General features: G+C 66.6%; 19 protein-coding genes. 7 read left to right on the plus strand and 12 right to left on the minus strand.

Annotation, left to right across the window (positions count from 1 at the left end):
• The 6 genes from V9K93_RS09595 (at window position 1) to V9K93_RS09620 (ending at window position 6064) form a co-directional block, all read left to right on the plus strand.
• A complete protein-coding gene (locus tag V9K93_RS09595) occupies window positions 1-549 on the plus strand; it encodes a DUF2878 domain-containing protein (protein ID WP_337302467.1) in 549 nt (182 codons plus the stop codon).
• Window positions 546-1331 carry a DUF1295 domain-containing protein gene (locus tag V9K93_RS09600; protein WP_295380800.1) on the plus strand — a complete coding sequence of 262 codons (786 nt, stop codon included), beginning with the start codon at window positions 546-548 and terminating at the stop codon, window positions 1329-1331. Before V9K93_RS09595 ends, V9K93_RS09600 begins: the two co-directional genes overlap by 4 nt.
• On the plus strand, window positions 1328-2401 hold the full coding sequence (locus tag V9K93_RS09605) for an SAM-dependent methyltransferase (protein ID WP_337302468.1): 1074 nt from the start codon (window positions 1328-1330) through the stop codon (window positions 2399-2401). The genes V9K93_RS09600 and V9K93_RS09605 overlap by 4 nt, the downstream gene beginning before the upstream one ends.
• Before the next feature lie 8 nt (window positions 2402-2409).
• On the plus strand, window positions 2410-2943 hold the full coding sequence (locus V9K93_RS09610) for a lipocalin family protein (protein ID WP_337302469.1): 534 nt from the start codon (window positions 2410-2412) through the stop codon (window positions 2941-2943).
• Window positions 2944-3113: 170 nt separating this feature from the next.
• A complete protein-coding gene (locus tag V9K93_RS09615) occupies window positions 3114-3740 on the plus strand; it encodes a LuxR C-terminal-related transcriptional regulator (protein WP_337302470.1) in 627 nt (208 codons plus the stop codon).
• The gene (locus V9K93_RS09620) at window positions 3737-6064 is read left to right on the plus strand and encodes an ATP-binding protein (RefSeq protein ID WP_337302471.1); all 2328 of its coding nucleotides are present in this window, start codon (window positions 3737-3739) and stop codon (window positions 6062-6064) included. Before V9K93_RS09615 ends, V9K93_RS09620 begins: the two co-directional genes overlap by 4 nt.
• Here the strand turns inward: V9K93_RS09620 and V9K93_RS09625 are convergent, their stop codons facing one another.
• The 9 genes from V9K93_RS09625 to V9K93_RS09665 all read right to left on the minus strand — a co-directional run bounded on the left by V9K93_RS09625 (window position 6065) and on the right by V9K93_RS09665 (window position 16087).
• Window positions 6065-6820, minus strand: a complete 756-nt coding sequence (locus V9K93_RS09625; RefSeq protein ID WP_046982972.1) for a SapC family protein — start codon at window positions 6818-6820, stop codon at window positions 6065-6067.
• 110 nt (window positions 6821-6930) lie between these two features.
• Window positions 6931-7203 carry a hypothetical protein gene (locus tag V9K93_RS09630; RefSeq protein WP_006366874.1) on the minus strand — a complete coding sequence of 91 codons (273 nt, stop codon included), beginning with the start codon at window positions 7201-7203 and terminating at the stop codon, window positions 6931-6933.
• A 206-nt stretch (window positions 7204-7409) separates the two neighbouring features.
• Window positions 7410-9446 (minus strand): elongation factor G, encoded by a 2037-nt coding sequence (gene fusA, locus V9K93_RS09635; protein ID WP_253078840.1) that lies wholly within the window; start codon window positions 9444-9446, stop codon window positions 7410-7412.
• 403 nt (window positions 9447-9849) lie between these two features.
• Entirely contained in the window at window positions 9850-10599 is a 750-nt protein-coding gene (locus V9K93_RS09640) for a hypothetical protein (RefSeq protein ID WP_337302472.1), read from the minus strand.
• Window positions 10600-10663: 64 nt separating this feature from the next.
• A complete protein-coding gene (locus tag V9K93_RS09645; RefSeq protein WP_253078842.1) occupies window positions 10664-11425 on the minus strand; it encodes a heme ABC transporter ATP-binding protein in 762 nt (253 codons plus the stop codon).
• On the minus strand, window positions 11422-12465 hold the full coding sequence (locus tag V9K93_RS09650; RefSeq protein WP_014037165.1) for a FecCD family ABC transporter permease: 1044 nt from the start codon (window positions 12463-12465) through the stop codon (window positions 11422-11424). The genes V9K93_RS09645 and V9K93_RS09650 overlap by 4 nt, the downstream gene beginning before the upstream one ends.
• Window positions 12462-13508, minus strand: a complete 1047-nt coding sequence (locus V9K93_RS09655) for a heme/hemin ABC transporter substrate-binding protein (RefSeq protein ID WP_337302473.1) — start codon at window positions 13506-13508, stop codon at window positions 12462-12464. The genes V9K93_RS09650 and V9K93_RS09655 overlap by 4 nt, the downstream gene beginning before the upstream one ends.
• 51 nt (window positions 13509-13559) lie before the next feature.
• The gene (locus V9K93_RS09660; protein ID WP_337302474.1) at window positions 13560-14936 is read right to left on the minus strand and encodes a YncE family protein; all 1377 of its coding nucleotides are present in this window, start codon (window positions 14934-14936) and stop codon (window positions 13560-13562) included.
• A gap of 122 nt (window positions 14937-15058) precedes the next feature.
• Window positions 15059-16087 (minus strand): alpha/beta hydrolase, encoded by a 1029-nt coding sequence (locus tag V9K93_RS09665; protein ID WP_337302475.1) that lies wholly within the window; start codon window positions 16085-16087, stop codon window positions 15059-15061.
• A 282-nt stretch (window positions 16088-16369) separates the two neighbouring features.
• Between V9K93_RS09665 and V9K93_RS09670 the strand changes: the two genes are divergently transcribed.
• On the plus strand, window positions 16370-16744 hold the full coding sequence (locus V9K93_RS09670; protein WP_046982921.1) for a hypothetical protein: 375 nt from the start codon (window positions 16370-16372) through the stop codon (window positions 16742-16744).
• A gap of 72 nt (window positions 16745-16816) precedes the next feature.
• On the opposite strand, the gene V9K93_RS09675 is transcribed toward V9K93_RS09670, so the two are convergent.
• The 3 genes from V9K93_RS09675 to lolA all read right to left on the minus strand — a co-directional run bounded on the left by V9K93_RS09675 (window position 16817) and on the right by lolA (window position 19492).
• The gene (locus V9K93_RS09675; protein WP_046982920.1) at window positions 16817-17188 is read right to left on the minus strand and encodes a DUF805 domain-containing protein; all 372 of its coding nucleotides are present in this window, start codon (window positions 17186-17188) and stop codon (window positions 16817-16819) included.
• A gap of 75 nt (window positions 17189-17263) precedes the next feature.
• The gene (locus tag V9K93_RS09680; RefSeq protein WP_223276803.1) at window positions 17264-18562 is read right to left on the minus strand and encodes a replication-associated recombination protein A; all 1299 of its coding nucleotides are present in this window, start codon (window positions 18560-18562) and stop codon (window positions 17264-17266) included.
• 291 nt (window positions 18563-18853) lie between these two features.
• Window positions 18854-19492 (minus strand): outer membrane lipoprotein periplasmic chaperone LolA, encoded by a 639-nt coding sequence (gene lolA / locus V9K93_RS09685; protein WP_337302476.1) that lies wholly within the window; start codon window positions 19490-19492, stop codon window positions 18854-18856.
• Window positions 19493-19600 lie beyond the last annotated feature (108 nt).

Genomic DNA, 19600 nt, shown 5'->3' on the forward strand with positions numbered 1-19600 from the left:
ATGCGCCGATTCTGGGCCAACCTCATCGGCAACCAGCTGGTCTGGCTGTGCGCGGTGACCGGTGCCGGGCGCGGCTGGCAGTGGCCAGCGCTGTTGGCGGCCAGCCTCTACGTGGCCTGCCAGTTGCTGACATCCCCCAGGCCGATCGTGGACCTTCGCCTGTTGCTGGTTGCGCTGGCCTGCGCCTGGCTGGTGGATGCCAGCGCAGCGGCCAGCGGCATGGTGCGCTATGCGGCGGCATCGCACGGCTGCGCACCGCCGCCGTGGATCATGGCGCTGTGGGCCGCGTTCGCGATGACGCTGACCACCTCGATGCGCTTCCTGCTGCGGCACCCCGCACTGCCGATCCTGTTCGGCCTGCTGCTCGCGCCACTGGCCTATCTCTCGGCCTCCCGGGGTTTCGAGGCGGTGCAGTTCCGGGCGCCCGCCTGGCAGGGGCTGCTGGTGCTCGGCATGGGCTGGAGCATTACTCTGTCGCTCCTGTGTGCCGCGGCCCGGCGCTGGTCCCGGCCTTCAGATCATCCACCAATTGCCGGAGCATCGTCATGATCAATCCAGGGTGGGTGCTGCTGTACGCAGTAGTGGTGATGAGCTGGGGCTGGGCCTGGCAGCGTCGCCACACCAACATCGGCGTGGTTGATGTGCTCTGGGCCAAAGGCGTGGGTACATCGGCGCTGCTGCTGGCACTGCTGGGCGATGGCGCGTTGATGCCCCGGCTCGCGCTGGGGCTGCTGGGTGGGCTGTGGGGCAGCCGCCTGGCCTTGCATCTCTGGCACCGGGTCCGTCACGAACAAGAGGACGGCCGCTACCGTTATCTACGGGAACACTGGCACGGCCACCAGGGAAAGATCTTCGGCTTCTTCATGGCGCAGGCGCTGCTGATCGTTCTGTTTGCCCTGCCCTTCGTCGCGGTGGCGGCCAATCCGCGGCCGGGGCTGTCGCTGTGGGTGGTTGCCGCCGCGGGCGTCTGGCTGATCAGCGTCGGCGGCGAGGCGCTGGCCGACCGGCAGCTGGCCCGGTTCCGGGCCGACCCGGCGAACAAGGGCTTGACCTGCCGCCAAGGACTCTGGCGTTACTCGCGCCACCCCAACTACTTCTTCGAATGGCTGCACTGGTTCAGCTACGTGCTGCTGGCGGCGGGCTCACCACTGTGGTGGCTGGCGTGGTCCGGCCCGCTGCTGATGTATGTATTCCTGCGCTATCTGAGCGGCATTCCGTTCACCGAGAAGCAGGCTCTGCGTAGCCGCGGCGAAGACTACCGCGAGTACCAGCGCAGCACGTCGATGTTCTTTCCCTGGTTCCCCCGTTCTTCCAAGGAGCATTCCGCATGAGCGCAATCCCGTCACTGAATCCGGCCGAAGATGCGGAAACCGGGCTGATCGCCTGGGCCGAACGCGGACTGGTGCCCGATGCGGCGCTGCGTGCGGGCATCCGCCGCTTGTGCGCGCAACGCCTGCATGAGGAAAGCGAGGGCGGCATCGAAGGCCAATCGGCACGCTTCAGCCGGCGCATCGCCGAGCTGGCCGACAGCCCACTCGCGCTGCATACCGAAGTGGCCAACCGTCAGCACTACGAAGTTCCCGCGGCCTTCTTCCAGGCCTGCCTGGGCAAGCGCCTGAAGTACAGCAGCTGCTACTACCCCACTGGCCGCGAAACGCTGGACCAGGCCGAAGACGCCATGCTGGCGCTGTACGGCCAACGCGCCGGCCTGGCCAACGGCCAGCAGATCCTTGAACTCGGCTGCGGCTGGGGCTCACTGACGCTGTGGATGGCCGAACGCTTTCCGCAGGCGCATATCACCGCCGTCTCCAACTCGCACAGCCAGCGCAGGCACATCATGGCGCAGTGCCAGGCACGCGGCCTGGGCAACGTCGAGGTGCTGACCTGCGACGTCAACGAGCTTGAACTGCCAACGGCACAGTTCGACCGCTGCGTGTCGGTGGAGATGTTCGAACACGTACGCAACTATGAGCGGTTGCTGGCAGGCATCGCACGGTGGCTGAAACCGGAGGGCGCGCTGTTCGTGCACATTTTCGCCCACCGCACGCTGATGTATCCGTTCGAGACCAGCGGCGGCGATAACTGGATGGGCCGCCACTTCTTCACGGGTGGGCTGATGCCCGCCGCCGACACCCTGCTGCATTTCCAGCGCGACCTGCAGCTGGAACAGCGCTGGCTGCTGGATGGCAGCCACTACCAGCGCACCGCTGATCATTGGCTGGCCAACCAGGACGCCGCCCGCGAAGAGGTCATGCCTGTACTGGTCGCCACTTACGGCCAGGCCGCAGCAAAGATCTGGTGGCAGCGCTGGCGGATGTTCTGGATGGCCTGTGCCGAGCTGTTCGGCTACGACAACGGCCAGCAGTGGCTGGTGGCCCATTACCTGTTCCGCCCACGCTGAGGTGTGACATGCGCATTTTCCCGCTGCTTCCTCTGCTCGCAGCCGGCCTGTTCAGTGCAGGCTGCAGCTCCAGCGACACCCGGCCCCTGCCGCGGCCACCATCGGTGGATGTGCCGCGATTCATGGGCGACTGGTATGTGATCGCACACATTCCATCGCGCCCGGAACGCGAGGCCTTCGATGCGGTGGAAAGTTACGCGCTACGGCCGGATGGACGCATCCAGACTACCTTCACCTATCGCAAGGGCAGCTTCGATGCCCCACAGAAGTCGATGCATCCGATCGGCCGGGTGGAGAAAGAAGGAAACGGTGCGATCTGGGGCATGCAGTTCATCTGGCCGATCCAGGCCGAATACATCATCGCCTGGCTCGATGATGGCTACCGCCAGACCATTGTGGCCCGCAGCAAGCGCGACTACGTCTGGTACATGGCGCGTACGCCACAGGTCTCGGAAAGCGACTACCGGCAGGCGGTGCAGCGCATTGCAGCGATGGGTTACGACACTGCCAGGTTGAGGCGGGTGCCGCAGTCGGTCCGCTGATCCGGTGTCGATGAGTTCCATCCACTACATCAATGACGTTCGCGGAACCGATGCGCGCAGCACATCGATTCTTAGGAATAATCGCAAAAATCCCGGAAATCCGATGCCCGGCGTGACAGTGACGCCAAAATGATGACCACGCCCATGGGGCGCTGATCACCTCCCTGCGCATGAATGGACATCCTGCACCGCGCCGGCTGCGCTTGGCGCTTCTGGACGACCATGAGGTCGTCCGTCGCGGCATCGCCCTGCACCTCAACCGCGACCGCCGCTTCAGCATCGTCGCCAGCCACTCCCTCAGCGAAGACCTCATCACCACCCTGCATATGCTGCACGTCGATGTGGCGATCATCGACCTGAGCCTGGCCCCCGGCGACCGCGCTAGCGCCGAGCTGATCCCCCTGCTGCGCGATACCTTCCCCAGCATTCCGCTGCTCGTTTTCGCCACGCTCTCACCCGCGACCAACCTCAGCCACCTGATCAAGGCCGGCGTCAGCGGCATCGTCGGCAAGGCCGAACCACTGCCGATGCTGTCAGAGGCAATTGTGCGCGTGCATCAGGGGCTCGGCCGCCTGCCACCTGACTTCATCCTGCCTGCCGACTGCAGCGAACTCAGCCGCAATGAACGCGAGGTACTGGAACTGCTGCTCACCGGGCTCACCGTGTCCGAGATCGCGCTGCGCCGGCACCGGAGCGTCAAGACCGTCAGCACCCAGAAGGTTGCCGCGCTGCGCAAGCTTGGCCTGCGCAACGACGCCGAGATCTACGCCATGCGCCCACACGCGAGTCCGCCATGAGCAGGCCGGACCGCTCGCACCTGCGCACCTCCTTGGCCCTGCTGCTGGTTCTTCTGCTGCTGCCGGCGGCATCTGCGGAAGATGTCCGATCACAACGCTGGGGGCCGGGCAGCGAGGTACGGGTTGCAACGGCCCCTTCCCTTCGCCCGGTACCCGCCCCACTTGCAGAAACAACGCCCTTGCCCACGCTCGCCCACGGCTATGCAGCCCTGGTGGCGCGGCATGCCCAACTGCGTTTCCGCGACCTGCCCCACCCCACCACTACAGAATCTGTGGCTGCCGTGTGTCGCCGCGATGCCGATCTGGTGCTGGTGGTGGGTGGCGCCGCACATCTGCAGCTGCCCTGCCCGGATCTGATTGCCTCCGCCCCCTTTCGTGGCGGCAGGACGGTGCTTGCCGGGCGTTCCGGCCAATGGCTGCCACGCAGCCTGGCGGAGCTGGATGGACGGACCCTGGCCGTGGTTGAGGGCGGCCCCTACGCCGGCTGGCTGGGCGCGCATCATCCACAGATTCGCCTGCATTCCCTTTCCAATCGGCACGCGACACTTGAAGCGGTCATTGCCGGCACAGCGGATGCGGCGATCGGCATGGATACGACGCTGCGGCCAATGATCCGCCGCTACTTCAGCGGCGATCTGCTGCTGCAGCCGATCAGCAGCGATTTCTCCACCGACCTGCACCTGCTCGCTCGTCGGGAGGACAGGCACCTGCTTGAGCGCATCGACCGGGGCCTGCGCGACATCACGCTGGAAGAACACGCTGGCCTGCTGCATCTCTGGGCGCAGCAGACGCTGCCAGCATCGGTGGAGCAAGCGCTGGACCGGGTGCGGTCGCCGCCGCCGGCCTGGCTGTTGGCATTGATCGCCGCGCTGGCCGGTCTCCCGCTTCTCTGGAATCCGCTACGGCACCGCTTCCGCCGCAGCGAACGCGACCGTGCACGCGCGTTCGGCATGATCAGCCATGAGGTACGCAATGCCGCGCAGACGCTGTTGAGCTCGATCACCCCGCTGCACCAGGCGCATTCTGCGGAGGGCCGCCGCGAACTACTCGCGGCGATGGCTGCCGCAGGACGCTCACTGCGCGGGCTACTGGATCGCTCGCTGGATTTTTCGCGCCTCGCCAGTGGTGGCTTCGCGCCGCAGCCAAAAGCCTGCGACGTCGCACTGCTGTGCAACCAGTCGCTGGATGCGATCCGCCCGCCCGCACGCAGGAAAGGCCTGGAGCTCAGGCTGGACTGCGATGCAGCGCCGGCGCCGCTGATCCTGCTGGATCCCGATGCACTGCGCCAGATTGTCGACAACCTGCTCTGCAATGCACTGAAGTTCACCGATGTCGGCGGCATCGACCTGCGCGTGCAGCTGCGACCACCAACGCGACCGCATGAGCTGCTGCTGGATGTAATCGACAGCGGCATTGGTATCTCTGCTGCGCAGGCAACATCCCTGTTCCACCCATTCCAGCAGGGCGAGGACGGGCTGCAGCGCGGCGGCAGCGGGCTGGGGTTGGTGATCGCACGTGAACTGGCCCGCTCGATGGGCGGCGATCTGACTGTCCACAGCGTCCACGGACGCGGCAGCCGCTTCACCCTGCGCCTGCCGGTGCGGATCGCCAGGGACCGCCCGCCGACTACAAGCGTGGCCGCTAGTGAGCAGCCGCTCGCCGGCCTGGATCTGCTGCTGGTCGAAGACCATGGCCTCAACCGCCGCCTCATGGCCGCCCAGCTGCGGCGCCTGGGCGCGGATGTGCATGCGCTTGCCGATGCCAGCGGTGCGATGGAAGAACAGGCGCGACGGCCGCGCGGCACGGTGCTGCTCGACATCGAGCTCCACGACATGGATGGCTATGCGCTCGCGCGCCGGCTGCGTGCGCAGGCGCACACGCCCTTGCTGCTGATCGCGCTGTCGGCACGCACGGGCCATCGCCATGCAGCGCGTTGTCGCTCAGCAGGATTCGACGCGGTGCTGACCAAGCCGCTGCAGATCGCCAAGCTGCTGCAGGTACTGGCGTTGCCAGCGCTGGGGAGCCACGTTGCACCTGCCAGCACGGCTCACATCGACTCCGTCTATGTGGCCGACATCAGCATGGAACTGACTGCCATCGAGCGCGCCGTTACCGGCGCCGCTCCGGATGCGCTGCGCCATCACGCGCATCGCCTGCAGGGTACGCTGCAGATCTGCGGCGCAACCACGCAAGCCGGCATCGCGGCCGACCTGTGGGAGCTGGGGCGTAAGGCCGCGCCTGACTGGGTCAAGGCGCGGCGACTGCTGCAGGGATTGCAGCAGTGGCACGGCTCCCGCAGGGCGGAAGCCGCACCATCGGCCTGATCAGGCCGCCAGGCGCTCGACCTGGCGACGGGTCAGGTCGTTGAAGCGACCCAGCGACATCAGATGCTGGTGGATCAACGCCAGCCAGCCGCTGCGGTGCCATTCGACCACAGTGGCTTCCGGCAGTGCGACGAATTTCTCGACATCGACCACCTGGAAGCCGTTGAGGTTGAACTCGCGACCGTCCGGAGTACGCACGGTGGCGTTGCGTTCGACCAGCAGGCCGTTCTCGATCAGCGCCTTGGAGAAGGCCTGGGTCTGTTCGTGCTCGCGGGTGAACTGGCCGCAGAACTCCAGCGCCTGCTGCACCATCTCGGTGGCCTTGCCATCGACGAACAGCGGCTGGCCTTCGTCACCACCCTTGACCACGCGGGGGTTCTCTTCATCGATGCCCAGCAGGAAATCGTTGTCCGCGCCGGTGTCGATGAAGATGAAAGGGTGGCGACGCAGGTAAGCCGGGATGTAGGCCTCGTCTTCCCACAGGCCGTCCTTGATGAACAGGTTCTCTTCCGACACGCCGACGGCCGCCATCGGCACCGCGGTCGGGCCGGCGAACAGGATCGGGAAGTGATGCAGGGCCAGCGAGAACTCGCCAAGCACCAGCGGAATGGCGTTGTTGCCAGCGGCAAACTCGAGCCTGCCCGGCAGGATGCGCAGGTCGGCGTGCACATCGGCCTGCAGCGGCACCGGACGGGTGTAGAACAGGGGGGTACCGGCGGGCGCCGCTTCGGTGGTGGTGTCGCTGGTGGTGGTCATCTTGGGAACCGTTCGATCATGCGCGCCTGCCATCCCGGGCGCGCCAGCGGGAACAACCTGAATCCCGCATTATCAACAAGCTCGATGACAACGGCCACCCCACCGGCGGCCTATTTCAACTGCAGCGGGTAGCGTTGCCAGAGAACGTGGACCAGAAAGCCGGCCAGCTCGGTGTCGCGGGCGCTGACCGCAGCGCGGATCTTGTCCAGCAACACCATGTCGCTGCAGGCGCGCACATCGGCGTGGTTGGCCTGCCCTGCCCGGCGCGCCCGGTAGCGCGCGGCCCGCTGTGCGTCGCTCATTGCGTACCCGAACTTGGGCGGACGGCCGCGTTTGCGCGGCAGGGTCAGCTCCAGGGTTCCGGGGTCTTTGTCATCACGCATGAGAGGGGTGCGGGCGGCGGCGAGCAACGGGGGGTGCGCAATTTATCGTGAGGCATCACTTTAATCCAGCTTTTTCTGCAGTTTTGTTGCAATGCAGTGCAAATACTCGCGTGCTGATGCGGATTCATCCACGCCAGCGTGGATACGGAACGCCATCAACCCCCACAAAAAAAGGGAGCCCGCTTACGGGCTCCCCTCACCTTTCCTCACGCAGCGCGTACCGGCTCGTAGCCGTGCAGGTGCGCCTCGCTGCTCGCCCGACCCTGGCTGAGCGAACGCAGCGAAGTGGTGTAGCCCACCAGCTGCGCCAGCGGCGCAAAGCCGCTGACTTCGGCGCGACCCTCCTGGTCTTCGATGCGGGCAATACGGCCATGGCGACGGTTGAGGTCGCCCACCACATCTCCCACCGACGCCGACGGCGAATGCACTGTCACTGCCATCACCGGCTCCAGCAGTTGCGTGCCACCTTCGGCCAGCGCCGCCTTGATCGCCTCGGCACCGGCGCGATGGAACGCCATTTCCGAAGAGTCCTTGGCGTGGGTCTGGCCATCGACAAGACTGACCTCGATACCGACCACCGGATGACCCTGAGGGCCTTCCGACAGCGCAGCACGCACGCCCTTCTCCACGGCACTGATGAAGCTGCGGGGCACCACGCCACCAACGATGCGATCGTTGAACACCACCTGGCCGTCTTCGCGCGGCGACACATCCAGCACCACGTGCGCGAACTGGCCCTGGCCGCCGGTCTGCTTGACCAGCCGGCCCACAACCCCGGCCATCGCACGCATCGGCGTCTCCTGGTAGGCCACACGCGGCGCACCTACGCCTACGTCTACCTTCCATTCGCTGCGCAGGCGCTCGACCATCACCTCCAGGTGCAGCTCGCCCATGCCCCAGACCAGGGTCTCCGCCGTGTCGCGATCGGTTTCGACACGGAACGACGGATCTTCCTGGGCCAGGCTGGCCAGGCCCTGCGCCATCCGGATCAGGTCGGCCGCGCGTGCCGGTTCCAGCCGCCAGGCCAGCACCGGTGCCTGTGCCTGGATGCTTTCCAGGCGCAGCGGCTGCGCGCGGTCGCTCAGCGTTTCGCCGCTGACCGCATCCTTCCAGCCCAGCACCGCGACGATGTCACCGGCCACGGCCTGTTCAATGTCGTGGGTCTGGTCGGCCTGCACCCGCACCAGGCGGCTGACACGCCGCCCCTGCGGATGCTGCGAACTGGCCACCGCATCGCCGACCTTCAAGGTGCCCGAGTACAGCCGCACGAAGCTCAGCGCGCCGTGCTGCTGGTGGGTGATCTTGAACAGCAGGCCGGCCAGTGGACCGTCCGGATCCGGCGGCAGCACCACGTCGCCGTCTTCGCTCTCGGCGGTCACGGCAGGACGATCCAGCGGCGACGGCAGGTAATCGACCACCGCATCCAGCAGGGTTTCGATGCCCTTGTCCTTGAACGCGGCACCCGCCAGCACCGGCACGCCTGCACCGGCCAGCGTCGCCCGTCGGATCGCCGCACGCAGCAGTTCCGCATCGATCGCGCGACCTTCCAGCCAGGCATCAGCCAGCAGTTCGTCGTGGTCGGCCACGGCCTCAACCAGCGCGTCGCGCTGCGGCTGCCACAGGGTGCGCGCCGCGTCGTCCCACGGGGTCACCGTGGTTACGGCACCATCCTGCCAGTGCAGCACACGCTCATCGACCAGGTCGACCCAGCCGTTGAAATCGCTTTCGCTGCCCAGTGGCATACCGAGCGCCCACGGCCGCGCCTGCAGCTTGTCCTGCAGCTGCTCCAGCACACGCTCGAACGAAGCGCCTACGCGGTCCATCTTGTTGACGAATGCGATCAGCGGCACACGATGGCGACGCGCCTGGCGCCACACCGTCTCTGACTGCGGCTGCACGCCGTCCACGGCCGAGAACACGGCCACGGCACCGTCGAGCACGCGCAGCGAACGCTCGACTTCAATGGCGAAGTCGATGTGGCCGGGAGTGTCGATCAGGGTCAGCCGATGCGGCGGCAGGTCGCGCGGCGCCCACTGCGCCTGCACGGCGGCCGCGCCGATGGTGATGCCACGCTCGCGCTCGATCGCCGAGAAATCGGTGGTCGCATTGCCGTCGTGCACTTCGCCGACGCGATGGATTTCGCCGCTTTTCCACAGCAGGCGTTCGGTCAGCGTGGTCTTGCCGGCGTCGATGTGGGCAATGATGCCAAGGTTGCGACGGCGGGAAAGGACTTGGGTGTTCATGAGAAAGGTTCCTGCAAAGCCAACTTCGAGGGCCGCGCACCCCGGTTGGCGACAGGGCGCGCGGCTAGCGTTCGGTCTCGGCGATCTGGTGCATGGCACGTTCTCCTTGCGGTACAGCGGGTGATGGGTGAAACGAAAAGAGCGCCCCGGAGGGCGCTCTGTCGAAGGTCCAGCGATGGCCGTCTCAACGGCCTCGTGGGGCTCCAGGCAGACACGCCCGTTCCGCGCTTGCGCGGGTCAGGGTGAAAAACTTCAGGAGCGGCATCCGGTTCATGGGGCGCATTCTAGACCTGCCAATCTGGCGCGCAAGTGAATATTGAGCACATAAATGGAACGATGAGACCGACAATGAAAGGGGGCAGATCCCTTTGCCACGGCAAAGGGCTCTGACCCCTACCCTGCCTTACTTGCACTCATGCACCTTGCGGGCCTCAGCCACGGTCGCAGCCTGGTCGTCCCCCATCGAGATCCATCCCTTCAACGACATCGCCGGATCCACCTGCGCCTGGCGCGGGCCGCCATGGACCACCACCTCGGTCCAGCTGCCGACCGGCGCCAGCTCCGACAATCTTGCAGCTTGGTCGTCTTCGGTGCTGAACATATCGCCTGGCTCCGCAGGCTTGGCCTTGTTCACGGTCTCGGTCTTGCGCGCCCGGATCCGCAGCGCGCCATCGGCCATGCGCTGGGTAGTGACGTCATGGCGTTCCACCCCATAGGCCCAGCTGCTCTCACCTGCGCGACGGGTCTCGCTACCGTCGTCTGCCACCACTACGGAATCACCTGCCGCTTCGGCCACGGTCGCAAGCGAACCCAGGCCGGACATCATTGCCTGATAGGCAATCATCTGCCGCTGTTCGGTGGCCAGCGCAACGTCACCTGCCTTGCCGGCAGGAATCTGCAGGTACACCGCCTCCCTGCACAGCATCAGCACCTGCTGGTCATCCCAGCTGATGAGCACTTCATCATTGGCGAAATAGCGGGTCGTCACCGGAACCACCGGAGCGCTCCCGCCGGTGGAATACCGGCTCTCGATCCGCGAGGCCTGCTCGGCGGCCTTCATCAGGGAGACCGAGGATGCGGACGCGGTGCTGACGGCGCATACGGAGGCGACCATTGCCGAGAGCAGCACGCCATGTGAAACAGTACGGATCATTGCATCAGTCCTTTGAAGAGAACGAACCGCACATGATACGTCGCCTGGCAAAGCAGTTTGATGCTCAGGTCACCACGACCAACGGCACTCCGCGCCGCGGATGCTCCAGCACCACCACATCCTGCTGATAAACCCGCTGCAGGTTGTCTTCGGTGAGCACCTGCAACGGCGTGCCATCGGCCGCTACCCTGCCCTGCTCCAGCAGCACGATGCGGTCAGCATAGCCGGCGGCAAGATTCAGATCGTGCAGCACCACGATTACGCACGCTCCGCCCTCGGCGCAGGCGCGCACGCTGCGCAGGGTGCGCTCCTGGTGGCGCAGGTCCAGCGCTGCAGTCGGCTCATCGAGCAGCAGCAACGGCGTGTCCTGTGCCAGCACGCGCGCGAACGTGGTCCGTGCCGATTCACCGCCCGACAGCTGCTGCACCTCACGCAGGCGCAGCGCCTGCAGTTCCGCGGCATCGATCGCGGCTTCCACCTGCGCATCATCCACTACAGAGTCGGGCGGGTGCGGCAAGCGCCCCATCGCTACCACCTCCTCCACGCTGAAGGCAAAGCGCACGCCATGCTCCTGCGGCATCACCGCACGCTCGCGCGCCAGTGGCCCGGCCTTGTAACCGGCCAACGGCTTGCCGAGCAGGCTTACTTCGCCAGCGTCGGCACGCAGGTCACCGGCCGCCACAGCCAGCAATGTGGACTTGCCCGCGCCATTCGGGCCGACCAGCGCGGTCACCGTACCCGGTTCGAACGCCAGCGAGATGCCGTGCAGGATCTCGCGCTGCTGGCGACGCACCACCACCTCGTGCAGTTTCAACAACACGCTCATGGCGCGGCCTTGCGGCGCTGCTGCAGCACCAGCCAGAGGAAGAACGGTGCACCCAGTGCAGCCGAGAACAGGCCCAGAGGAATCTCCGCCGGCGGATCCAGCGTGCGAGCCGCGGTGTCGGCCACCACGATCAGCAGCGCACCGAGCAGGCCGGACAACGGCAGCAACCAGCGATGACCAGGGCCGACCAGCAGGCGCGCCACGTGCGGCACCACCAGGCCAACGAAACTGATCGAACCGGCAAACGCCACCGCAGCCCCCACCAGCAGCGCACTGAACGCCACCAGGCGACGCCGCGTGCGGGTGACATCCAGCCCGAGGTGCTGCGCCTGGCGCTCACCCAGCGCCAGCATGTCCAGCGGCGTGGCCAATCGCTGCAGCGCGAACACACCGATGGCGAACAACGGCACCACGGCCGCCACATCGGCCCAGTTGGCGCGCGCCAGCGAGCCCATCTGCCAGAACACCAGCGACTGCAGCTCGCTTTCGCTGGCGATGTACGTGAGGAAACCGATCAGTGCCGAGCAGAACGCGGCCATCGCGATACCGACCAGCAGCAGCGTGGCGTTGCCCGTGCCCTTGCCGGGCCGGGCCAATGCGTAGGTCAGGCCGATTGCCAGTGCGCCGCCAGCGAACGCGGCCACCGGCACCAGCCAGCCGGCCGCACCGGCAGCGCCGAGTACGATGGCGGCCACCGCACCCAGCGCAGCGCCCTGGCTGACACCGACAATGCCAGGGTCGGCCAGCGGGTTGCCGAACAGGCCCTGCAGGCTGGCACCGGCCATCGCCAGCGACGCGCCGACCATTGCGCCCAACAGGGCACGCGGAATACGCAACTGCCAGACCACGGCGAGGTCGCGGCTGCTGACCGCCTGCGGATCGAGCAGGCCCAGCTTCACCGCCAGCGCCTGCATCACTTCCAGCGGCGGCAACCGCAGCGGGCCCACGGCGAACGAGGCCAGCACCGCTCCCAGCAGTGCCAGCAACGCCACCAGCAACATCGTCCGCCCGCGACGGCGGCGCCGATCCGCCGGACTCATGCCTTCGGCAACGCCGCCAGCGCCTTGGCCAGCGCCAGCGCGCCAGCACCGGAACCGACACTGGTGTACTTCAGCTGCACATCCGGCATCACCCAGACCCGATTGGCCTGCCCGGCCGGGGTCTGCTTCAGCGTCGGGTACGCCTTCCACAGGCCCTCGGCACCACCGAACAGCTGCAGGTCATGCTCGGTCACCAGGATCACCTCCGGTGCCGCCGCGACCACGCCTTCATTGCTCAGCTGCGAGTAGTTCTTCACCCCTGCCTCGGTGCCGATGTTGATGCCGCCAGCCAGTGCGATCAGCTGCGCCGATGCGCTGTCGGCACCCGCAACAGTCGGCGAGCCTCCGGCGCCGGTGGCCGATACATGGATCAGTCGTGGCGCATGGCCCAGGCCCTTGCCAATCGCTGCAGCCTCATCGAGCTGGCGCTGCACCTGCGTGGCAAGTGCCTGCCCTGCTTCGGCCAGCCCTAGTGCGGCGGCGACCTTGCGCACCTTGTCCGGCGCCGGCTGCAGATCGTCGATGACCACCGCCGGTTCGCCCACCTCACGCAGCTTCTTCGCCAGCTCGGTGTGCCGGCGCAGGCTGTTGCCGAGGAACAGCGAGCCCTGCAGGCTCAGCACGCCCTCCACGCCAGTGGTGCGGTTGAACAGGAACTGGTGCGGGGCAGTCAGGCCAGCCTGGGTGGTGGTATTGGTCGGCGCGGCGAACACCTGCTTGTCCAGTCCCAGCGCCTCGATCACCGCGATCACGTCGTCACCACCGGCGATGATGCGGCTGGTATCGGCCACCTCGACGTCGGCGCCGTCATCGGAATGCACCTTGGCCGGCAGCACAGCCTTCTGGTCGCGCACGACCGGCATATCGGTGCCGGCCACGCGCTGCCAGCCAGCCGGCAACGCAACTTCGCCAGGCGCGGTTGCGGCGGCGGGCTCAACCGGCTTGCCGCTGTCCGAGGGCGTAGATGAACCGCCACAGGCAGCCAGTGCCAGCGAGACAGCCAACGGAAGCGCACAGAGGCGCAGACGGGACGCGATGTTCATGCTCGTTCTCCTTGCTGGCAGGGCGACGCGCACGCCGCCCTGCCGTGTGACTTACTGCTTCGGGGTGATGCGGGTGATGCGGTCACCCTTCGGGTCTTCGGCGCCGCGCGACTTGTTCACCGCGAACACGTTGCCCTTTCCATCGGCACGGACGTGGTTCGGCAGCGTACCGCCGTCGAGGTTGGCGACCACCTTGCCGTCACCGTTCACCACGGTGACCGTGCCAGCGCCACGGTTGCTGACGTAGGCCAGGCCGGAGGCATCATCGAAGGCGACGTTCAGCGCACCGGCGCCCACCGGCACGTCATGCAGCACCTTGCCGGCGGCCACATCGACGATCAGCAGGTTGTCAGTGCCCTGCGAGGCCACGTACAGGCGGTTGCGCGCTGCGTCGAAGGCCACGCCCGAGGCGCTGATCGAATTGCCCAGGTCGATGACCTTCTCGACCTTGCCGCTGGCCACGTCGATCACTGCCGCTTCCGGGGTGCCGATGCTGACGGTGAACAGCTTGCCGCCCTTCTCGTCCAGCACCAGGCTCATCGGGGTGAACTTGCCTTCGTCCACGCCGGACTCCAGCGTCACCGCCGGCAGCTCCTTGAGGGTCTTGGCGTCGAACACCGACAGGTGGTCCTCACCCGTGGCCGAGGCAAACACCTTGCCGTGGGTGCCATCAACCACCACGTCGCGCGCATGCGGCACGGCATCGACCGGGAACTGGTGGACCAGCGACAGGTCCTTCTGGCGGTAGACCGCGATGGAGTTCTGGCGGGTGTTGGTGACCCAGACATTGCCGTTGGTGTCATCCACGCCGACACCGTAGACCGCGTAGACCGCGCCATTGGTGCTGCCCGGCACCTGCGCCGGGGTGATCGCCTTGGTCACCTTCAGCGACTTCGGGTCCAGCTTCAGCAGCTGCGACTGGGTCACCGGCGGGCGGCCCACGGCCGAGGTCACAAACACCGCGTTGCTGGCGGCGCTGTAGGCGGACTGGTACAGGCCCGGCACCAGCTTGTTGGACTGGGTGGCGAACTGCGCCTGGCCGGACAGCGGCAACTGCGGCGAGACGCGCAGCTTCAGCACGGTGGCTGCAGCCGGCTGGCTGGCGCGCACCACCACAGGATGGGTGCCCGGCACCGCATCGGCCGGAATGCTCAGCTGGGTCTTGAAGTTGCCATCAGCATCGACCACCAGCGGCTGCGTGTTCAGCACGCTGTCGCCACGCAGCAGGCTGACTTTCTGGCCCGGCACGAAACCGCGACCCACCACGTCGGCAGTGCTGCCGGGAACCACGTTCTCACCGCGCGAGACAACCTCGCCCTTGAAGGTGGCGTTGGCCGGCTGATCGAACACCGGCTGTGCGGTGGCGGTCACGGCCAGCAACAGGCCAGCGGCGAGAGAGGTAAGACGGAAAGACGGACGGAACGACATGGAAGGCTCCTTGCACACGTAGGCCGCGCCACGTGACGCGGGATTCATCGGTTGCCTGGGCCGCTGCACATCGGCAGCCTCGCCTGGGTAGTGGGGTCGCATGCCTTGGCATGCGAAGGGATTCATTCGGCGGCGTTGTCACCACCGTTGGGCGCGCCGTCATCGGCGCTGCGGTCGGTCACGCCATACAGCTCGTGCAGCGCAGCGTGGAACGACGCGGGCAGCATCGGACCATGGCCGAGGCCGGGGAACTCGCGGTACTGCACGCGCATGCCCGGCACCTTGCCCAAGCGCTCGGACAGCTGCATGGCAGCATCCGGGGTGGCCCCGCCGATACGGCGCAGGTGCGCGACCACGCGCGGATTGTTCATGTCGCGCTTGCCGCGATCGCCGACGCGCTCGGCACCGCCCAGCATCAGCCAGAGCTTCGCCGGCTGGCCATGCGCGTTCTGCACGAACTGCTGTTCCGGATCACCCAGTGCCGCACCCTGGCTCCACCATAGCGACGGACTGGCCGCCAGGTAGGACTGGAAGGAGGCGGGACGGGTGTACAGCGCATTGAGCACGAACAACCCGCCAAGTGAGTGGCCCCACAGCGCTTGCTGCTGCGCGTCGATGCGTGCGCGACGCTCGACTTCGGGCTTGATGCGGCGCTCGATCACATCGAGGAACGCCGCAGCGCCACCGCCGACCGCCTGGGTTGTGCCGCTCTCATCGTCTGCACGGTCGATCCATGCGGTGTAGTCGCGGGTGCGCGCCTTGGAATCGATGCGTAGGTCGTTGTCGTAGCCGATCAGTACCAGTACCGGTGGCGTCTTGCGCGCGGCCAGCTCGGCCAGCAGCGGCTGGTCCAGCACCATCGCCACCGCATTGCCGTCCAGCGCGTACAGCACCGGCAACGGCGTCCTGCCGGCCTTGGCCGGAATCGCCAGATTCACCCGCCAACGGCGCTGCTGGTCGGGGCTGTCCACCACGAAATGTTCGAAGCGATAGCTGGCCGCCGGCTCGTCGAGCACGGTGTGGCCGATCTTCTGCAGCGGATTGCGCTGCTGGGCGTGGGCGTACGGGGTGGCCAGGAGCAGACCCATCATCAAGGCGGCCAGTCCGCGGGCCAGCGGACCACGGCGCGAAGGCAGGACGAAATGCTTCATCAGCGGCGGCAGAAGCGGCCCAGGGCCGCCGGTTCACAAGGGACCGCAGTCTACCTTAAACGCGAATGATTATCACATCGATCGAACGTCACGCTGTGTATCACGCGCGCGATGACCCGGTTGCGCTGGGCACGGCATTTCCCCTATTTTGCTGGTCACCGGGGCATTGGATCGCCCCGCTTACAGCGCGGCCACGGAGGGCGGCCAGTCTGCCGTCGATCCGGTCGCGCTCATCCGCGCCATGACCGCCATGGGATTGGATCCCATGATCGTGAGACTCTCTTGAAGCACACCACCCTGATCGCACTCTCCCTCGGCCTGCTCGCACCGCTGGCCGCCCATGCCGCGCAGGATCTGCCGACGCTCTACCAGGCCTATGAAGAGGCCGGCTATTCGACGCTGAGCATGGAAGAACTCAACCAGACGGTGACCTTCACCGCCGTCGCGCTGGGCGTTTCCAGCAACCTGCAGGGCGAGCCGCTGATCGAGGCCGGCGATGACCAGGGTAATGTCCTGGCCCGGCTGACCACCGACGATGCGCAGCAGGCCGCCAAGCTCAGCGCACTGGAAGAAGGCGCCACCTTCACCGCCAGCTGCACGCTGCAGTTCAGCTCCGGCTCGGACTATCTGTCGTTCGGCGACTGCGCCGTCAAGTAAGGACGAAGCCGGCGAACGCCGGCTTCTTCTCTTTGTCTCTGTAGAGTCGAGCCGTGCTCGACTCATGCCATGTCAGGGGCCCGCAGGTACCGGACCATATGCATTCTCCTGCGGCGTACCCGGCAGCAGCGCGAACACGAAGATCACCAGGCCGCCGAACGGAATGAAGGCCAGCAGGTACATCCAGCCCGACTGGTTGCAGTCATGCAGGCGGCGCACGGTGACCGCGATGACCGGCAGCAGGGTAGCCAACCAGAACACGACAAACAGGATGATCGACGCGATACCCAGGCCATCCGACTGCATCACCAATCCGGCGATGAGCGGCACCATCAGCACGGCTGAGACGATCAACAGGAACAGCTGGAACATCCAGTACTCGCGACGGTTGGCCCGACCATCGAACTGGGCGTAACGCTTCAACGGCAGAATCATTTCCTGCACGGCATCAATCCTTGAAAAAGTGGCCGCGCAGTGTGCCAAATGCAGGCGCGCAGAACAATGTGGCGTCGAGCCGGCTCAGCGGCCCTTCGCGGCCCGCGCCGCTTCGCGCTCGGCACGCAGCCGGTCCAGCTTTTCCTTCAGCTTGATTTCCAGGCCACGCGGAACCGGGTTGTAGTACACCCGCTCGCCCATCGCATCCGGGAAGCCGGTCTGGTCCAGTGCGATGCCGCCTTCGGCATCGTGGTCATACTGGTACTCGGCGCCATAGCCCAGCTCCTTCATCAGCTTGGTCGGCGCGTTGCGCAGGTGCAGCGGCACTTCTTCGGTGCCGCTCTCGCGCACATCGGCCTTGGCCTGGTTGAAGGCGGCATAGCCAGCATTCGACTTGGCGGTGCTGGCCAGATAGAGCACCAGCTGGGCAAACGCCAGCTCGCCTTCCGGGCTGCCCAGGCGCTCGTAGATGTCCCAGGCTTCCAGCGCCATGCTCTGCGCGCGCGGATCAGCCAGACCGATATCCTCGATCGCCATGCGGGTCAGCCGGCGCGCCAGGTAAGACGGATCGCAGCCGCCATCAAGCATGCGGGTCAGCCAGTACAACGCGGCATCAGGGTTGGAGCTGCGCACGGACTTGTGCAGCGCCGATATCTGGTCGTAGAACTGCTCGCCACCCTTGTCGAAGCGGCGGGTGCGATCGGCCAGCACCTGGGTCAGCGTCTGCGGGGTAATGCGGCCACCCTCCCCACCCGCCAGTTCGGCGGCGATCTCCAGCAGGGTCAGCGCACGACGCACATCACCATCGGCGGCGGTCGCGATTTCCAGCAGAAGCTCGGGGGCGACTTCGATGCCCTCCTCGCCCAGGCCGCGTTCGCGATCACCCAGCGCACGTTCCAGCGCCTCGACAATGTCGGTGGGCGAAACCCCCTCCAGCACATGCACGCGGCAGCGCGACAGCAGCGCCGAGTTCAGCTCGAACGACGGATTTTCGGTGGTGGCACCGACGAACAGGATCGTGCCGCGCTCGATGTGCGGCAGGAACGCATCCTGCTGCGCCTTGTTGAAGCGATGCACCTCGTCCACGAACAGCACCGTGCGGCGACCTTCAGCGAAACGCTGCGCGGCCTCGGCCAGCACCTGGCGCACTTCCGGCAGGCCGGACAGCACGGCGGAGATGGCGCGGAATTCGGCGTCAGAATATTCGGCCAGCAGCAGTGCCAGCGTGGTCTTGCCGCAGCCCGGCGGCCCCCACAGGATCATCGAATGCACGCGACCGGATTCGACCGCGCGGCGCAGCGCGCTGTCCGGCGCCAGCAGGCGCTTCTGCCCGACCATCTCGTCGAGGGTGCGCGGGCGCATGCGCTCGGCCAGCGGGCGCATGTGTTCCCGATCGACACTCAGCAGATCGGGGCCGGGGAAGGAGGTTGAACGATGTCTTGCCACGCGGTCATTGTACCGCGAGAGCTTGCCAACCAAGGTTGGCACCCAGCAGCGCCAGGCCACAGGAATCGGTAGTGCCGGCCGCTGGCCGGCAGATCAAAAACGTGTCAACCAAGGTTGACACCCACCAAGGCGGTGCCGGTTGACACCCACCAGGGCGGTGCCGGTTGACACTTCAAGGCGGTGCCGGTTGGCACCCCGGTAGCGCCGGGCCATGCCCGGCGTCCCCGATCAGTTACCGATGACGTCGGTGCCCTTCGGCGGGGTGAAGCTGAAGGTGCCGGCAGCGAAGCCCGGGTTGCGCTTCCAGCCACTGAAGGTGATCACGGTGCGCTGGCCGACGGCGTCGGTGATTTCCATCCTGGCCAGACCCTGGGCGTTGAAGCCCAGCGCGGCGTACTGGAAGCTGGCTTCGGTATCGCGCTTCGGCGACAGCGACAACCACTGCAGGCCGTCACGCTGCGCGGCTTCCTCGCTGAGGTCGTACTGCTGCTCCAGCAGCGCCGGGTTGATCAGCGCGGTCAGCGGGCTGTTCTGTTCTTCCTTGCCCTGCTCGCGCACGGTGGCCTGCTCCAGGTCAGGCTCGTACATCCAGACCTTCCTGCCGTCGGCCACGATCAGCTGTTCGAGCGGGCGCACGTATTCCCAGCGGAACAGGCGCGGCGCCGACAGCGCCACGCGGCCGCTGGTCGATTCCTTGACCTTGCCGCGGCTGTCGAACACCTGCTGGCTGAACTGGCCATCCAGGCCCTTCAGGCCGCTGGTGAAGGTCTTCAGGTCATCGCGGGCACCAGCCCAGGCGCTGCCGGCGGCGGCGCAGGCCACGGTCAGGGTGGTGGTGGCAAGGAAACGGCGGAAGCGGAAGTTCATGCGGGAATCCTGTGGGCGCGGGCGCCAGGAAAGGTGGTTGCCAGTGTGCCCGGGCAAAGATGAATGGGCGATCAGGGCGACATTATGCCGCCCTGAACATCCCTCGGC

The sequence above is a fragment of the Stenotrophomonas sp. CCNWLW162 genome (assembly GCF_037203745.1).
Classification (GTDB): Bacteria; Pseudomonadota; Gammaproteobacteria; order Xanthomonadales; family Xanthomonadaceae; genus Stenotrophomonas; species Stenotrophomonas maltophilia_AQ.

What these genes read in the sequence shown, in the direction of transcription:
- V9K93_RS09595 (WP_337302467.1), top strand. Translation starts at nt 1, where the DNA reads ATGCGCCGATTCTGGGCCAACCTCATCGGCAACCAGCTGGTCTGGCTG.
- V9K93_RS09600 (WP_295380800.1), top strand. Translation starts at nt 546, where the DNA reads ATGATCAATCCAGGGTGGGTGCTGCTGTACGCAGTAGTGGTGATGAGC.
- V9K93_RS09605 (WP_337302468.1), top strand. Translation starts at nt 1,328, where the DNA reads ATGAGCGCAATCCCGTCACTGAATCCGGCCGAAGATGCGGAAACCGGG.
- V9K93_RS09610 (WP_337302469.1), top strand. Translation starts at nt 2,410, where the DNA reads ATGCGCATTTTCCCGCTGCTTCCTCTGCTCGCAGCCGGCCTGTTCAGT.
- V9K93_RS09615 (WP_337302470.1), top strand. Translation starts at nt 3,114, where the DNA reads ATGAATGGACATCCTGCACCGCGCCGGCTGCGCTTGGCGCTTCTGGAC.
- V9K93_RS09620 (WP_337302471.1), top strand. Translation starts at nt 3,737, where the DNA reads ATGAGCAGGCCGGACCGCTCGCACCTGCGCACCTCCTTGGCCCTGCTG.
- V9K93_RS09625 (WP_046982972.1), bottom strand. Translation starts at nt 6,820, where the DNA reads ATGACCACCACCAGCGACACCACCACCGAAGCGGCGCCCGCCGGTACC.
- V9K93_RS09630 (WP_006366874.1), bottom strand. Translation starts at nt 7,203, where the DNA reads ATGCGTGATGACAAAGACCCCGGAACCCTGGAGCTGACCCTGCCGCGC.
- fusA (WP_253078840.1), bottom strand. Translation starts at nt 9,446, where the DNA reads ATGAACACCCAAGTCCTTTCCCGCCGTCGCAACCTTGGCATCATTGCC.
- V9K93_RS09640 (WP_337302472.1), bottom strand. Translation starts at nt 10,599, where the DNA reads ATGATCCGTACTGTTTCACATGGCGTGCTGCTCTCGGCAATGGTCGCC.
- V9K93_RS09645 (WP_253078842.1), bottom strand. Translation starts at nt 11,425, where the DNA reads ATGAGCGTGTTGTTGAAACTGCACGAGGTGGTGGTGCGTCGCCAGCAG.
- V9K93_RS09650 (WP_014037165.1), bottom strand. Translation starts at nt 12,465, where the DNA reads ATGAGTCCGGCGGATCGGCGCCGCCGTCGCGGGCGGACGATGTTGCTG.
- V9K93_RS09655 (WP_337302473.1), bottom strand. Translation starts at nt 13,508, where the DNA reads ATGAACATCGCGTCCCGTCTGCGCCTCTGTGCGCTTCCGTTGGCTGTC.
- V9K93_RS09660 (WP_337302474.1), bottom strand. Translation starts at nt 14,936, where the DNA reads ATGTCGTTCCGTCCGTCTTTCCGTCTTACCTCTCTCGCCGCTGGCCTG.
- V9K93_RS09665 (WP_337302475.1), bottom strand. Translation starts at nt 16,087, where the DNA reads ATGAAGCATTTCGTCCTGCCTTCGCGCCGTGGTCCGCTGGCCCGCGGA.
- V9K93_RS09680 (WP_223276803.1), bottom strand. Translation starts at nt 18,562, where the DNA reads ATGCGCCCGCTGGCCGAGCGCATGCGCCCGCGCACCCTCGACGAGATG.
- lolA (WP_337302476.1), bottom strand. Translation starts at nt 19,492, where the DNA reads ATGAACTTCCGCTTCCGCCGTTTCCTTGCCACCACCACCCTGACCGTG.